Annotated in this window: 14 protein-coding genes; 5 read left to right on the top strand and 9 right to left on the bottom strand. The window is 66.7% G+C overall.

What is annotated here, in order from left to right:
* The first annotated feature begins 2 nt into the window (after window positions 1-2).
* A complete protein-coding gene (locus AC3WR5_RS05955) occupies window positions 3-1,646 on the top strand; it encodes an ABC transporter ATP-binding protein (RefSeq protein ID WP_492482717.1) in 1,644 nt (547 codons plus the stop codon).
* Between the two features lie 138 nt (window positions 1,647-1,784).
* Window positions 1,785-2,969, top strand: a complete 1,185-nt coding sequence (locus tag AC3WR5_RS05950; protein ID WP_492482715.1) for an acetyltransferase domain-containing protein — start codon at window positions 1,785-1,787, stop codon at window positions 2,967-2,969.
* Window positions 2,970-3,030: 61 nt separating this feature from the next.
* Here the strand turns inward: AC3WR5_RS05950 and AC3WR5_RS05945 are convergent, their stop codons facing one another.
* From AC3WR5_RS05945 to AC3WR5_RS05925, 5 genes are all read right to left on the bottom strand, one after another.
* Window positions 3,031-4,509: an aldehyde dehydrogenase family protein gene (locus tag AC3WR5_RS05945; RefSeq protein ID WP_492482713.1), complete on the bottom strand. Its 1,479-nt coding sequence runs from the start codon at window positions 4,507-4,509 to the stop codon at window positions 3,031-3,033.
* 81 nt (window positions 4,510-4,590) lie between these two features.
* Complete coding sequence (locus AC3WR5_RS05940; protein ID WP_492482711.1) at window positions 4,591-5,229, bottom strand: transmembrane anchor protein; 639 nt, start codon at window positions 5,227-5,229, stop codon at window positions 4,591-4,593.
* Window positions 5,226-5,915 carry a HupE/UreJ family protein gene (locus AC3WR5_RS05935; RefSeq protein ID WP_492482709.1) on the bottom strand — a complete coding sequence of 230 codons (690 nt, stop codon included), beginning with the start codon at window positions 5,913-5,915 and terminating at the stop codon, window positions 5,226-5,228. The genes AC3WR5_RS05940 and AC3WR5_RS05935 overlap by 4 nt, the downstream gene beginning before the upstream one ends.
* A gap of 78 nt (window positions 5,916-5,993) precedes the next feature.
* Window positions 5,994-6,392: a hypothetical protein gene (locus AC3WR5_RS05930; RefSeq protein ID WP_492482707.1), complete on the bottom strand. Its 399-nt coding sequence runs from the start codon at window positions 6,390-6,392 to the stop codon at window positions 5,994-5,996.
* Between the two features lie 44 nt (window positions 6,393-6,436).
* On the bottom strand, window positions 6,437-7,177 hold the full coding sequence (locus AC3WR5_RS05925; protein ID WP_492482705.1) for a DUF4198 domain-containing protein: 741 nt from the start codon (window positions 7,175-7,177) through the stop codon (window positions 6,437-6,439).
* Window positions 7,178-7,603: 426 nt separating this feature from the next.
* On the opposite strand from AC3WR5_RS05925, the gene AC3WR5_RS05920 reads away from it, so the two are divergent.
* Window positions 7,604-8,269, top strand: a complete 666-nt coding sequence (locus AC3WR5_RS05920; protein ID WP_492482703.1) for a haloacid dehalogenase type II — start codon at window positions 7,604-7,606, stop codon at window positions 8,267-8,269.
* Between the two features lie 257 nt (window positions 8,270-8,526).
* Entirely contained in the window at window positions 8,527-9,231 is a 705-nt protein-coding gene (locus tag AC3WR5_RS05915) for a tRNA-uridine aminocarboxypropyltransferase (RefSeq protein WP_492482701.1), read from the top strand.
* 103 nt (window positions 9,232-9,334) lie between these two features.
* Here AC3WR5_RS05915 and AC3WR5_RS05910 read toward each other — a convergent pair whose 3' ends face one another.
* From AC3WR5_RS05910 to AC3WR5_RS05900, 3 genes are all read right to left on the bottom strand, one after another.
* Window positions 9,335-9,799, bottom strand: coding sequence for a hypothetical protein (locus AC3WR5_RS05910; protein WP_492482699.1), 465 nt, complete (start codon window positions 9,797-9,799; stop codon window positions 9,335-9,337).
* Between the two features lie 257 nt (window positions 9,800-10,056).
* Complete coding sequence (locus tag AC3WR5_RS05905) at window positions 10,057-10,515, bottom strand: hypothetical protein (RefSeq protein WP_492482697.1); 459 nt, start codon at window positions 10,513-10,515, stop codon at window positions 10,057-10,059.
* Between the two features lie 184 nt (window positions 10,516-10,699).
* Window positions 10,700-11,710: a zinc-binding alcohol dehydrogenase family protein gene (locus AC3WR5_RS05900; RefSeq protein ID WP_492482695.1), complete on the bottom strand. Its 1,011-nt coding sequence runs from the start codon at window positions 11,708-11,710 to the stop codon at window positions 10,700-10,702.
* Window positions 11,711-11,796: 86 nt separating this feature from the next.
* Here AC3WR5_RS05900 and AC3WR5_RS05895 point away from each other — a divergent pair, with 86 nt between their 5' ends.
* Window positions 11,797-12,726: a LysR family transcriptional regulator gene (locus AC3WR5_RS05895; protein WP_492482693.1), complete on the top strand. Its 930-nt coding sequence runs from the start codon at window positions 11,797-11,799 to the stop codon at window positions 12,724-12,726.
* Here AC3WR5_RS05895 and AC3WR5_RS05890 read toward each other — a convergent pair.
* Window positions 12,716-13,480, bottom strand: a complete 765-nt coding sequence (locus AC3WR5_RS05890) for a peptidoglycan-binding domain-containing protein (protein ID WP_492482691.1) — start codon at window positions 13,478-13,480, stop codon at window positions 12,716-12,718. The two genes, AC3WR5_RS05895 and AC3WR5_RS05890, sit on opposite strands and share 11 nt — an antisense overlap.
* Window positions 13,481-13,794 lie beyond the last annotated feature (314 nt).

Below are 13,794 nucleotides of genomic sequence, written 5' to 3'. Positions count from 1 at the left end.
GCATGGGAGCTTCCGTTGCAGTGCAGGGCCTGCGCATCGTCGCGGGCGAGGGCGATGCCGGGCAGGTGATCGTCCACGACCTCAGCTTCGCGGTGAAGCCGGGCGAGGTGCTGGCCCTGATCGGCGAGTCCGGCTCCGGCAAGACCACCACGGCGCTGGCGCTGATGGGCTATGCCCGCGAGGGATGCCGCATTGCCGCAGGGACGGTCGAGATCGGTGGCGTGGACGTCCTGTCGCTCGATGGCGAGGGGCAGCGCCGCCTGCGCGGCCGCACGGTGGCCTATGTGGCGCAGAGCGCGGCACAGTCCTTCGACCCATCGCGCACGCTGATCGACCAGGTGACAGAGCCGGCGCGCATCCACGCCCTCATGTCGCCTGCGTTGGCGAAGGCCAAGGCGCTCGCGCTGTTCCATGAGCTGGCCTTGCCCGACCCGGACCACATCGGCGAGCGCTACCCGCATCAGGTCTCCGGCGGCCAGCTGCAGCGCATCATGGCCGCGATGGCGCTCATCACGGACCCTGACCTGATCATCCTCGACGAGCCCACCACGGCGCTAGATGTCACCACGCAGATCGAAGTGCTGCGTGCCTTCCGGCGTGTGGTCCGTGAGCGGCGTGCCACGGCCGTCTACGTGAGCCACGACCTCGCGGTGGTGGCCCAGATGGCCGACCACATCCTCGTGCTGCGCGAGGGCCGCATGCGGGAATGGGGCGGCACGAACCGCGTCATCACCGCGCCGGAGGACGACTACACCCGCCGCCTGCTGGCTGCCGCCCGGCCCGAAGTGCAGGAAGTCGCGCCTGCGCGCGGCGGGGCCGAACTGCTGTTGGAGGTTCGCGACCTGGCCGCCGGCTACGGGCCGCTCGACGCCGCCGGCAGGCACCAGGTGCCTATCCTGCAGGACATCGAGCTGCGCCTGCATCGTGGGCAGGCCATCGGCGTGATCGGCGAATCGGGCTCCGGCAAGACGACGCTGGCGCGCGCCATCGCGGGGCTGGTGAGGCCCTCTGGCGGCAGCATCCTGTTCAACGGCAGCTACCTGGCGCCCACCCTGGCGAACCGGCGGAAGGGCGAGCTGCGGCGCATCCAGATCGTGTTCCAGATGGCAGACACCGCGCTCAATCCCGCGCACACGATAGAGGCCATCCTGGCGCGGCCGCTGCAGTTCTTCCATGGCCTGCGTGGCGCGCCGCTGCAGGCGCGCATCAGCGAATTGCTCGATCTCGTGAAGCTTCCCCAGTCCCTGCGTCGGCGCCGGCCCAGCGGCCTGTCTGGCGGGCAGAAGCAACGCGTCAGCCTGGCCCGCGCACTGGCCGCCAAGCCGGACCTGATTCTTTGCGACGAGGTCACCTCTGCGCTCGACACCGTGGTGGGTGCCGCCATCCTGGAACTGATCGCCGACCTGCGCCGCACGCTGGGCGTGTCCTTCCTGTTCATCAGCCACGACATGCACACGGTGCGTGCCGTGTGCGACGAGATCGTGGTGATGCAAGGCGGCCGCAAGCTGACGCAGATCGCGCGCGCGGACTATGCGCGCGGGCCGCATCACCCGTACTACGAATTGCTGTCGCGCTCGGTGCCGGAATTGCGTACCGGCTGGCTGGACGAGCTGCCAGCAACGGACGCGCCCGAGCTGGCTGTTTGAGGGGGAGGCGCCGGCCGCAGCAAGTTGCGGCGACCGCCGGCGATTCGCCACGAACCTTGCGCCGCGCCGCGCCAACACGGCATTTTGAGAAGCGTTGCGCTGGTCTAATTTCTGCTCAATCTGGTACGGAGTTCGGGCATGTCCACAGTGGCAATGAGCGGCGTGAGGGCCGCGGTACGGTCGGTTGGGACGATGAGCTCGCGCCTGTCGAGCATCGACGCCCTGCGCGGTCTCGTGATGATCTTCATGCTGCTGGATCACATCCGCGAGACCTGGTTCCTGTACATGCCGGTGACTGATCCGGTCAATGCGGCGACCGTCGCGCCCACGCTGTTCTTCACCCGCATCACGAGCACGCTGTGCGCGCCGATCTTCGTGGCGCTCACCGGCCTTGGCGCGTACCTGTTCAGCCAGAAGCACACCCAGCGCGAGACCAGCGAATTCCTGCTCAAGCGGGGCTTGTTCCTGGTCCTGCTGGAACTCACGCTGGTCAACTTCTCCTGGCGCGCCGAGCTGCCGTTCACGGTTGTCTACCTGCAAGTGATCTGGGCCATCGGCCTTTGCATGATCGCGCTGGCCGCGCTGATCCACCTGCCGCACCGGGCGATCCTGGCGATCGGCCTGGTGATCGTCTGCGGCCACAACCTGCTCGACGGTGTCGTCGTCGACAAGGACAGCGCGCTCTACATGCCCTGGGGTTTTCTGCACCACCGCGTGGTGATGGACGTCGCCGGCGTGCCGGTGAAATTCAACTATCCGGTGCTGCCCTGGCTGGGCGTGATCTGCCTGGGCTGGGCCATCGGCCCGTGGTTCAGCGAACTGGCCGCCGAGCTGCGCCAGCGACGGCTCATCCGCCTGGGCCTGGGCATGATCATTGGCTTCGTCGTGCTGCGTTCGCTGAATGTCTACGGTGACACGCCCTGGTTCGTCGTCCCCGGAGACGAGCTGCGCACCGTGATGAGCTTCCTGGCCATGACCAAGTACCCGCCCTCGCTGCTGTTCCTGCTGCCCACGCTGGGCATCGGCCTGGTGCTGCTCGCGTATTTCGAGCGCTGGCAGGGCGGCCCCGTCTCCGAGCGCCTCGCGGTGTTCGGCGGCGCGCCGATGTTCTTCTACCTGCTGCACCTGTACACGCTGCGCGTGCTGTACCTGTGCGCCAAGGCCATCTACGGGACCAATCATGGCGACGTGTTCGGCGTCTCGTCCATCGTCTATGTGTGGCTCTGGTACATCGCCTTGATCGTTGTCTTCTACTTTCCGACCGCCTGGTTCTCCGGCTTCAAGAAGCGCCGCAAGGACATCTGGTGGTTGAAGTACCTCTGAGCGGCTTCACCGCGCAGGAAAGCGGCCGGTGCCCTGCGGGACACCGGCCGCTTTTCTTTGTTCAGGTCTCGCCGAAGCCGAGGATGGCCTTGGTCTCCAGGTACTCCTCCAGGCCGTGCCGCCCGTATTCGCGGCCATTGCCCGAGAGCTTGTAGCCGCCAAAGGGCGCGAACGGATCCCAGGCGGGGTGATTGATCAGCACCTGGCCTGCACGGATGCGGCCGGCGACGGCGCGAGCCTGAGCGAGGTCGGTGCCCTGGACGTGCGCGCCCAGTCCGTAGACCGTATCGTTGGCGATGGTGATCGCCTCTTCAACTGTGTCGTAGGGCAGGATGCAAAGCACCGGCCCGAAGATCTCCTCCTGCGCGATCCGCATCTGCGTCTGGACGGACGAGAAGATGGTCGGCCGTGCATAGAAGCCTGTGGCGAGACCGTCGGGCCGGCCGAGGCCGCCGCAGAGCAGGCGAGCACCATCCTCGAGACCGACGGCGATCATCTGCTGGACGCGCTCGAACTGTGCGCGGTTGGCGATCGGTCCCAGGGTCGTGTCCGGCGACATCGGGTCGCCGACGATCAACGCGGCTGCCGCCTGGCAAGCCAGCTCCTCCACCTGGCGCAGCGCACTGCGCGGGACGATCATGCGCGTGGGTGCGCTGCAGGACTGGCCGACGTTGCGGAATGCGGCCGCCACGCCCAACGGCACCGCACGGTCAAAGTCCGTGGCGGGCAGCATCAGGTTCGGTGATTTGCCGCCGAGTTCTTGCGTGACGCGCTTGACCGTCGGTGCAGCAGCCTGGGCCACGAGGACGCCGGCGCGCGTCGAGCCTGTGATCGAGATCATGTCGATGCCGGGGTGCGCGGCCATGGCGGCGCCCACCTCCGGGCCCGAGCCGTTGACCAGGTTGAACACACCGGGCGGCACGCCGGCGTCGTGCATCAGCTGGGCGAACATCAGGGCGCTGTAGGGCGACAGCTCGCTGGGCTTCAGCACCACGCAGCAGCCCGCGGCGAGGGCTGGTGCCACCTTGGCGGTGATCTGGTAGAGCGGCCAGTTCCAAGGCGTGATGAGCCCGCAGACGCCGATGGCCTCGCGCGCGACTGCCGTCGTGCCGTGGCGCTGCAGGAAGGGATAGGCGAGCAGTGCTTCGCGCGCCACACGCACATGTTCCGCGGCGAACGGAACCTGTGCCGCCCGCGCATAGGTGCAGGCCACGCCCATCTCCAGGCTGAGCGCGAGCGCGAGTTCGTCGGCCCGCTGCAGCATCAGCGCGTGGATGCGCTCCAGCAGCGCGGCGCGCGCATCGACGCTCGTGCCAGCGAACCCGGGAAAGGCACGCCGCGCGGCGGCCACGGCCCGGTCGACATCGTGCGCATTGCCCATCGCGATCTGTCCCAGCACGCATTCGGTCGCGGGATTCACGACATCGAAGGACGCTGGTGCCTCGGCCTGCTGCCACGCGCCGTCGATGTAGAAGCGCTGGGGGTCGACACAGTCGACGATGGCCTGTTGCGGCGGTGGGGTCAATTCAGAGGCGGTCATCTCTGCAGTCTTTGAAAGAGGATTGAAAAAGCCCGGCGGCGACGGGATTCGCGGGCCGGGCAGCTTCGGGGAATGGGCGGTCTACTTCGGGATGTAGAGCTTCTCGTAGAAGCCCGAGGTCCGGATCTTGAGGGTTACATCGCTCTCGCCGCGGTTGCGCCAGAACCAGCCGTGGTGCCCATCGAACGGGGCCGTGAACGACCCTTGCGCAGTCGTCAGGTCGGACTGCATCCAGTAGCGCGTGAAGCGTTCGCCGTCATTGGGCTTCTCGCCGTGCATGTCCATCTTCAACGGGCCGTTGGCGTCCCAGTGGAAGATCAGGTGGTCGCCCGTCTTCATCTCCGCCTTCACCTCCAGGCCGCTGTGCGGCTTGAGCACCACGGTCATCTCGTCCGACCGCATGGGGGTGGCCTTGGAGATGGACTGCTGGCTCTGCGGCTCGACGGTGATGGCGGCCTGCGAAGAGGAAGAGGTCGGGCTCGGGGCTGCCGTCGCGACGGGTGTTGTGTCGGGTGTTGCGTCAGCCTCGCCGCTGCGCATCTGCGTTAGCCCGAGTTTGGCGCCAAGCCCGGTGATGTCGATGCCGCGTTCGGCCGGCAGCACGAACAGGGTCAGCACCACGGTGGCGACGGCGAAGGCGCTCGCGCAGGCCAGGCCGAGCGTGCGTGGCGAGACCTCGTAGGTGGGGCCTGCGGGCGTGTTGTCGAGGGCGATGCTCATGGCGGAGAGATGGAGGTGAAGTAGCCCGAGAGCTGGTAACCGATCAGCACGAAGCCCGCGCTCATCAGGGCCGCGTTGGCGACCACGACGCTGCGCTGGAAACTGGCGGTCTGCCGCCAGAGGGACATCAGCAGCAGGATGAGGCCGAGGGCCAAAAACTGCCCCATCTCCACGCCGACGTTGAAGCTGACGAGGTTGGGCAGCAGTCCGTCCTGCGAGATCGAGATCTCCTGCAGCTTGGCCGCGAGGCCGAAGCCGTGGAACAGGCCGAAGATGAGCACCGCGGCCTTCTGGCTGGGCTCGAAGCCGAGCAGGCGCTTGAGGCCGCCCAGGTTGTCGAGCGCCTTGTAGACGACCGACAGGCCGATGATGGCGTCGATGACGAACGCATTGGCGTGCACGTTGCCCAGCACGCCCGCCAGCAATGTCGTGCTGTGGCCGATGGCGAACAGCGTCACGTACGTGCCCACGTCCTTCAACCGGTACAGGAAGAAGATCACGCCGAACAGGAACAGCAGGTGGTCGTATCCCGTGACCATGTGCTTGGCGCCGAGGTAGATGTACGGAATGATGTTGATGCCGGGGTTGGACTCGATGAACGACTTGTCGCCATCGGACACGCCGTGCGCACAGGCCGCGCTGGTCACGACCGCCGCAGCAACGGCCGCCGTGGCGGCCAGCAGCATCGGCAGCCTCCGATGAGGCGCCGACGGCAGCGCTAGAACTGCGCGGCGTGTGTGGGTCGGCGTCGGGTGGCTCACGGCTTACGGGGCGGTGAATTCAGCCGAGGTCTTGGCCATCGTGGCGGTGTTGGTCAACATGACCTCGACCTTCGAGCCAGGCTTGACTTTGGTGCCCTTGGCTTCGAACTTGTTCCCGGCGGCCGCCTTCATGGCCACCTCGGACTTCGCGCCCTTGTAGGTGATCACCAGCTTGGCCGACATGCCGCTGCTGGGCACTTCTTCGTCCTCGTCGACCACGAACACCGACACGCCCGTGGGCTCGGTCAGCAATTCGACCAGCGTCTCGCCGGACATCTGCACGATGCCGCCGTGCGAAGGCTTGGTGGCGCCATGCGCGAAGGTGGCGGCGCTGAAGGCGAGCGAGGCGCTGGCGAGAGCCAGCAGGAGAGCGGTTTTCTTCCAGGTCAGGGGCAGCGTCATGATGCGTTCTCTGTGGGTGGGGTTGCGATGGGCGCGCGAGGCGCTCATTCCGGCGCGTGCTGGAGCGTGAAGCTGAGCGTGGCGAGGTGCACGGTCGCGTCGGCCTTGGCGGGGTCTTCCGACGGGCCGTTGTAGGTGGCAGCAAGGACGTTGAAGCCCTGGTTGCGGACCTTGATCGTGGCGGTGCCGTCGGCGCCGGTCTTCACGCCCGCGCTGTCGGGGTCGTTGACGTAGTCGTTCTGCACGATGGCGCCCGCGATGGGCTTGCCCTCGTACAGCACGCGCACGGTCAATGGCTGGTCCAGCATGTCGGGCAGCTTGCTCGCCACCGGCACGATCTGCAGGGTCTGGTTCGCGAGCACCGGGATCGGACCGGACAGCGGCCCGTTGATTCGCACCGTGTACTTCTTCGTGTGTTCGCTGACCACGGCGCCAGGGACTTCGCTGCGCCCCTTCTTGTGCCACTCGCCGTCCGGCGTCTTGCTCCAATAGCCGTAGTCCATGTCGGCCGTCAGGATGGTGGCCGGGCTGTCGGTGTCGACCAGAACGATGGGGCCGGCTGGGCGGAGCTTGACGGGAATGGCCTTGTAGGCCGCGTCATAAGCGGCGTAGTGGTTCAGCAGTGGGAGACGCTTGACCATGTCGAGGTCATCGGCGCCGACACCGTAGATCAGCGCCGTCTGGGTGGCGCGCTGGGCGAACCAGATGGCGTGGGCCTGCGCGGCGGAGGCGGCGATCAGGCCGGCCGTGAGGGCTGCGACTGCGACGAGTTTGGGGAACTTCATCTGGGACTCCGACGGTGAACGTGTGAAAGGATTCGACCCCGGCAAGAATACGGAATCGCTGGCGAGCAAGCTGCCAAATCGCGCGTGCGAGCGGGCACATCGTGCTGAATCGCGCGCTGGAAACCGCAGCCGCGGGAAGGGGCACCAAGCGGGGTCGCTGCGCACCAGCAGCGCAGGCGATCATGGTGCGCGAGAGGGCTGGAAACGAGCTGGCGGAACTTGCCGCCAGGCGCGATGCCGCGTGCTCGATTCGCATTGCCGGAGGCTTGTTCCATCTGCGAGTCCCCACCCGAAACGGCCGCCGCATGGCGTGCTGTTCGAAGACGGGAAAACGAAACTTCAGGGGTAGCCAGAGCCGCCCATTGAGGACTCCTTGCGGTGCCTTCATGCTTCAATTTCGCCATCGTTCATAGACAGGCGACCCGCATGACGTTCCGACCCAAATACATCACGTTCGATTGCTACGGCACCCTCACGCGCTTCCAGATGGGAGAAACCGCGCGGGCCATGTACGCCGATCGGCTGTCCCCGGAGAAGCTCGAGGTGTTCATCTCGGACTTCACCCACTACCGCCTTGACGAAGTGATGGGCGACTGGAAGCCATACGTGGACGTCCTGAAGAGCGCGCTGGAGCGGACCTGCAAGCGCCATGGCGTCAAGTTCATCGAGGCGGAAGGCCAGAAGTACTACGACCTGGTGCCGACCTGGGGCCCGCATGCCGACGTGCCGGAGCCGCTGACGCGCATCGCCAGGGAGATCCCCCTGGTCATCCTGTCGAACGCGATGAACAGCCAGATCCACAGCAACGTGGACAAGCTGCTGGCGCCGTTCCATCGCGTCTACACGGCAGAGCAGGCGCAGGCCTACAAGCCGCGCCTGCAGGCGTTCGAATACATGCTCGACCAGCTCGGTTGCGGCCCGGAGGACATCCTGCACGTCTCCTCCAGCCTGCGCTACGACCTGATGTCGGCCGACGATCTCGGCATCAAGCACAAGGTCTTCGTGAACCGCGGGCATGGGCCCGGCAATCCGGCTTACAACTACACCGAGATCAAGGACATCGGCGGATTGCCCGCGCTTGTCGGGCTTTGAAGCATTGCCCGGAATGCGGCACTGGACGAACGGCGACGTTCGGGTTCGGCTTTGCAAAGGCCGGGCAGCCGTGGTGGCAACCGGGGCCGGCGCGACGGCCGGTCCGCGGCTGGTCGATGACGCATCCGAGCATGCTAGATTCGACTGCTGGCGCTGCTGCTTGATCAGATGCGCCGGAACAGTTGGTTCGTGAATTTTGTGACATGCCCCACGCCGTGGCCCGCTTGCGCGCCGCGTGCATCGCGCAAAGCAGCACCATGCCCCGCTTGGACCGCGATGGTCCGCGCAAGCTGCGCTGTGTCACTTGCCGCCTGATCCCCAGCCACTGCATGTGCAGCCTGAGGACCGTGGTGCAGACACGCGCTGCGGTGTGTCTGATCATGGCCGAGTTCGAGCCGCTCAAGCCCAGCAACACGGGCTGGTTGATTGCGGACGTGGTGCCGGAAACGATGGCCTTCGGCTGGTCCCGCACGGCGGTGGACCCGGCGCTGCTGGCCTTGCTGGCCAATCCGCAGTGGCAGCCCTATGTCGTGTTCCCGGGCGAGTTTGCGGCGCCTGAGCGGGTCACGACCGAGTTGATGGGCCAGGCGGATGTTGAACAGCCGGACAAGCGCCCGCTGTTCATCCTGCTGGACGGGACCTGGTCCGAGGCGCGCAAGATCTTCCGCAAGAGCCCGTACCTGAATGCGTTGCCGGTGCTGAGCCTGCAGCCCGAGCAACTGTCCCGCTACCGCCTGCGCCGCTCCACGCACGAGCACCATTTCTGCACGTCAGAGGTGGCGGCGATGTGCCTCGCGCTCGCCGGTGAACTGCACGCGGCGCAAACGCTGGAGGCCTATCTTGACGTGTTCAGTGCGCGCTACCTGAGTGCGCGGCAAAGCGTGCCGGCTGACGCGGAGGACGAGGCGCACCAGCGTTTGCGGGCGCTGCGTCAGGGCGCTCCTCTACCGTCGCAGCCTTGATGAAAGCGTGCTTTCAACGACAACCGGCCTGTTAAAGCAATCTTTAACAGGCCGGTTGTGGTTCAAGCGCCGTTCAGGCTGCGCGCAGTGCGCGCGTCGGCGCTCAGATCGCGCTGGCCTTGCTGCCAGTGGCCACGGCAGCGGGGCCGCGGTCCTGCGTGCTGGAGATCACTTCGACCTTTTCGAACGACGTTGCCACGCCGCTGTTCCGGCGTTCCCACTTTTCGGCAGGGGTCAGCTGGCGCGAGGTGATCTTCAGGACCTGGCGGGTCGGGTATTCGCCGGCGGCGCGGGCCTGGGCGATGGCCACGTCCTTGGCCACGCCGGTGTGAATGGCGTAGGCCGCACGGGGGCCTGGGACAAGGTGTTCTTCAACGCGCACGTTGGACGACGCGGCTTGCGCGGCATCGCTGAAACCGGCAGTCTGGCCGCCCACGGCGCGTTGGTAGATCTGTTCCGGCGAGGCGGACGAGCCAGCTGCGAACGACGAGGCGGCGGCCAGGCTGATCAGGGCGCCCAGGGCCAGGGTCTTGGCGGTCTTGGAAGGGGAAGTGTGGAGGGTGAACATGGTGAAACCTCTGAGGAATGGGTCAGTGGGCTCGCTCAGGGAATCGGCACTTCGTTGTCGGTTCTGCTTGCCCTGGGTGCATTGCAGCATAGGGTTTTCACTAGTTCTTCCGGGCCTCGTTTTTGACCTCATTCAAAGTGTGCGCAATCGTTTGCGCGCCTCGCGTTCACAGCTTTTATGGAGTATGGGAGGCCTGGCCGGGGCTGAAGCTGGTTCCAGGACGTCTTGCGGGCGTGCGCCCCAGGGCCCGGCCGGCTTCAGCGTTTGATCGTCGCCGGCTTGTCGCCTTGGGCGACAGGACCGGGACCGGTATCAGGCGCGCTGGACAGCACTTCCACCTTCTCCCAGGGCGACACGTAGCGGCCGTTGACGCGGTCCCATTGCTCGGCCGGCGAGAGCTGGCGCGTGGTGATGCGCACGACCTGTCGGATGGGCACTTCACCGCCGGCACGGGCCTTGGCAATGGCTTCGGCCTTCGGCACGCCGGTGTGGATGGCATAAGCCGCGCGCGGCCCCGGTTGCAGCCGCTCTTCGACGCGCACTGCCTGCGAAGGCTTGCCGTCGCCGCAGCCCCAGGTCTGGCCGGCGACCGCGCATTGATAGGTCTTGTCCTGCGGGTCGGACGGACCGAGCGCGTACGAGGCGGTCGTCGCGACGAAGGAGGCAATGGCGACCAGTGCCGTGACCGCCGCCTTGGGTACGTGAAATGTGCGCATGGTGATCCCCTGATGCTGGTTGGACCGCGGCGGACGCCACGGGCATCAGGAGGCCGGCGCTGCGACTGGGCTGGCGCGGCGGTCCTGACAGCTGAACCATAGGATTCGCCCGGGCGAAGCGAATCTGCCATGCGGGGGGTGAGGCGGCCACACTTTGGGACGGCCGCCGCTTGCCCAGAAGCCTTCAGAATCCGGCGAGTACCACTTTGCCCAGCGCGCGGCCGCTTTCGATCAGTGCATGGGCGCGCTTCAGGTTGGCGGCGTTGATGCTGCCGAAGTTCTCGCTCGCGGTGGTGCGCACGCGGCCGGCATCCACCAGCTGCGCCACCTCGGCCAGCAGCTCGCCCTGGCGGTACATGTCCGGTGTCTCGAACATCGGGCGGGTGAACATCAGCTCCCAGTGCAGCGACAGCGCCTTGGTCTTGAGCTTCATCGCGTCCAGGCCGTCCATGTCGTCAATGCAGCCGATGGCGCCTTGCGGCTTCAGCGCTTCGATGATCTGCGGGTAGTGATGCGCCGTCTGCGTGAGGGCGGCGACGAAGTCGGCCTGGCCTTCGCCCGCGGCTAGCAGCTCTGTGGCCAGGGGCTTGCTGTGGTCGATCACCGCATGCGCGCCCAGGTCCAGGCACCACTGGCGCGTCTCGGCACGCGAGGCGGTGGCCACCACGCGCAGTTGCGTGAGCTGTCGCGCCAGCTGGATCAGGATGGAGCCCACACCCCCCGCGCCGCCGATCACCAGCAGCGTCTGCCCGGCACCGCCGCCCTGGGCCACGCGCAGCCGGTCGAACAGCAGCTCGTAGGCGGTGATGGTGGTCAGCGGCAGCGCGGCGGCCTGGGTGTCGTCCAGCGACGTTGGCGCCAGCGCGGCGATGCGCTCGTCCACTGTATGCAACTCGCTGTTGGCGCCGGGGCGGTTGATGGCACCGGCGTAGTACACGCGGTCGCCAGGCTTGAACTTGGTGACGACCGTGCCCACCGCTTCGACCGTGCCCACCGCGTCCCAGCCCAGCACACGTGCCTGGCCTTCGGGGGGCGGGCTGTTGCGGCGCACCTTGGTGTCGACAGGGTTGACCGAGATGGCTTTGACGCGCACCAGCAGGTCGCGCGCGCCAGGCGCGGGTGCTGGCAGTTCAAGGTCGAGCAACGCGTCTGTGTGGTCGACGGGCAGGTTCTGGCGGTAACCAACGGCTTTCATGGTGCGGTCCTGTGAAGAAGGGAATGGCTTCACTGTAGGATTTCAACGTCTCGTTGATAAGTCGATGACGGCACTATCATTTTCAAATGAAGATTGACAATCCCGGCGACCTGCGCGTGCTGCTTCATACGGCCCGCGGCGGTTCGCTGACGGCGGCGGCCGCCGCGTTGGGCATCACGCCCGCCGCCGCCAGTGCCACGCTCAAGCGCCTGGAGCAGCAGCTCGGCACGCGGCTGTTCGAGCGCTCCACGCGGGCCATGCGCCTCACCGCCGCCGGCCAGACGCTGCTGGACTACGCTACGCGTGCCTTCGAGCTGCTGGAAGAGGGCGAAGCGCAATTGGCGACGGACGCTGGCGCGCTGGTCGGCACGCTGCGCGTGGCCGCACCTTCGGATCTCACGCGCACCGTGCTGTTGCCCTGGCTGGACGAATTCCTCGCCATGCACCCCGGGCTGCAGCTGGCACTTTCGGTGGGCGACCGGCCGCGCGACGTGGTGCGCGACGAAGTGGACCTGGCGCTGCGCTACGGCGCCTTGCCGGACTCGCGCCTGGTCGCTCGGCGCCTCGCCGTGGGCCGCATCGTGCTGTGTGCCTCGCCGGTCTACCTGGCGCGCCACCCGGCGCCGCAGAACCCGCAGGACCTGCTGCGCCACAACTGCCTGATCTTCGACCGTGGCGGCAAGCCGTACCGCCGCTGGCGCTTCGGCCAGCAGGGCCAGTGGACGGAGGTGACGGTGCATGGCGACCGTAGCGTGGATGACGCTTCGCTGGCGCGCGACTGGGCGCTGGCCGGCGCCGGCATCATGCTGCGCTCCGAGCTGGACCTGCTGCGCCACCTGGCGTCCGGCGAATTGGTTCCGCTGATGACCGACTGGGAAACCGAGCCGTATCCGCTGCACGCGCTGCTGCCCAGCGGCCGCTTCGTGCCGCGGCGGGTGCGGGCGCTGGTGGACTTCCTTGCCGAGCGCTTCGAGGCGCTGGACGCCGCTGGCGCTGCCGGGCTGGCTACACCTTGACCGGCATCGGCCTGTCCAGCGAGTCGGCGTCCTTGCAGAAGTAGCTGTCGGCCAGGTAGACCGCGTCGTACTGGCGCACGTCGTAGTGCACCCAGGTCGGCGCGATGGAAGAAGGCTCCAGCGCCTTGCGGTTGGCTGCCGTCCAGCCGATCTGGGCGTTCGAAAGCTCCACCAGCTTGCCGCGCACGGCGTCGCACTTGACCGCATCGTCGCGCTTGCTCTCGCCGGCCTTGAGCGCAATGTCCAGGTCCACCGCTTTGCCGTGGTGGTTGGTGCTGGTGCGCTTGTGCTGCTGGTTGTCCACGCTGCAGCGGTAGCCGGAGCTGAACGAGAACTGGTGCTCAGGCATGTAGAAATACGCCGCCCGCACGGCCCACAGCAGCATGCGGTGGATGCCCGGGTATTCGTACAGGTTGTTGATCTCCTGGCCCTGGCCGCCCGGCAGGTACTGGCCACGGAACAGCCCGCGGCCAAAGCCGCTGCAGGTGCCGCAGGGGCACTTCAGCTGCTTGAAGTCGATCGGGTAGCGTTGCGCGAACTGGTCGATGGCGATGAAGGTCGCCTTGTCCACCACCCGCGTCGGGCTGGCCATCTTCATCACGTCTCGCTGGAACTGCTGCACCTGCAGCTCGGTGCCCGAGCCGAAGTCGCCGTCCGGCAGCGTGCCGCGGAATCCCGCCAGCCGCAACTGCAGCTCGGCCACGTCCGGGCCCTTCATGTCTTTTTGCAGAACGCGTTCACCGTAAGCGGGCATGTGCATCTCCTTGGCAATCGTTGGCATGAACCACAGGGGAAGGGACGGCCGCAGTGTGCGGCCGGCAGGGCGGGCCGCACGTCCCCACCTTGGGGGAACAAAGCCTGGCCCGTCATCCTCTTGAACGATTGTTAAGCGTTTAATTTAGACAAGCATCGAAAGCCAATGCACGGCGATTTGCCTGGTCGGGATCAGATGCGGGATAGCCCTATTGGCAGTGCGCAGGCAGCGGCTCAAAAATCCGCGCACCAGATTAAGCGTTTAACTTAAACATTTCCGCTGCCAAGGCGGTGCTGCTGCGGCACACCGCCCCG

The sequence above is a fragment of the Ideonella sp. FW305-24 genome, assembly GCF_058788035.1.
Note: the sequence above shows the minus strand (reverse complement) of the source record. Positions and strands in the feature narration are given on the sequence as shown.

Bases quoted from the DNA above. Each gene is read 5' to 3' on its own strand.
- AC3WR5_RS05955 (WP_492482717.1), top strand. From the start codon at position 3: ATGGGAGCTTCCGTTGCAGTGCAGGGCCTGCGCATCGTCGCGGGCGAG.
- AC3WR5_RS05950 (WP_492482715.1), top strand. From the start codon at position 1,785: ATGTCCACAGTGGCAATGAGCGGCGTGAGGGCCGCGGTACGGTCGGTT.
- AC3WR5_RS05945 (WP_492482713.1), bottom strand. From the start codon at position 4,509: ATGACCGCCTCTGAATTGACCCCACCGCCGCAACAGGCCATCGTCGAC.
- AC3WR5_RS05940 (WP_492482711.1), bottom strand. From the start codon at position 5,229: ATGAGCATCGCCCTCGACAACACGCCCGCAGGCCCCACCTACGAGGTC.
- AC3WR5_RS05935 (WP_492482709.1), bottom strand. From the start codon at position 5,915: ATGCTGCTGGCCGCCACGGCGGCCGTTGCTGCGGCGGTCGTGACCAGC.
- AC3WR5_RS05930 (WP_492482707.1), bottom strand. From the start codon at position 6,392: ATGACGCTGCCCCTGACCTGGAAGAAAACCGCTCTCCTGCTGGCTCTC.
- AC3WR5_RS05925 (WP_492482705.1), bottom strand. From the start codon at position 7,177: ATGAAGTTCCCCAAACTCGTCGCAGTCGCAGCCCTCACGGCCGGCCTG.
- AC3WR5_RS05920 (WP_492482703.1), top strand. From the start codon at position 7,604: ATGACGTTCCGACCCAAATACATCACGTTCGATTGCTACGGCACCCTC.
- AC3WR5_RS05915 (WP_492482701.1), top strand. From the start codon at position 8,527: ATGCCCCGCTTGGACCGCGATGGTCCGCGCAAGCTGCGCTGTGTCACT.
- AC3WR5_RS05910 (WP_492482699.1), bottom strand. From the start codon at position 9,799: ATGTTCACCCTCCACACTTCCCCTTCCAAGACCGCCAAGACCCTGGCC.
- AC3WR5_RS05905 (WP_492482697.1), bottom strand. From the start codon at position 10,515: ATGCGCACATTTCACGTACCCAAGGCGGCGGTCACGGCACTGGTCGCC.
- AC3WR5_RS05900 (WP_492482695.1), bottom strand. From the start codon at position 11,710: ATGAAAGCCGTTGGTTACCGCCAGAACCTGCCCGTCGACCACACAGAC.
- AC3WR5_RS05895 (WP_492482693.1), top strand. From the start codon at position 11,797: ATGAAGATTGACAATCCCGGCGACCTGCGCGTGCTGCTTCATACGGCC.
- AC3WR5_RS05890 (WP_492482691.1), bottom strand. From the start codon at position 13,480: ATGCCCGCTTACGGTGAACGCGTTCTGCAAAAAGACATGAAGGGCCCG.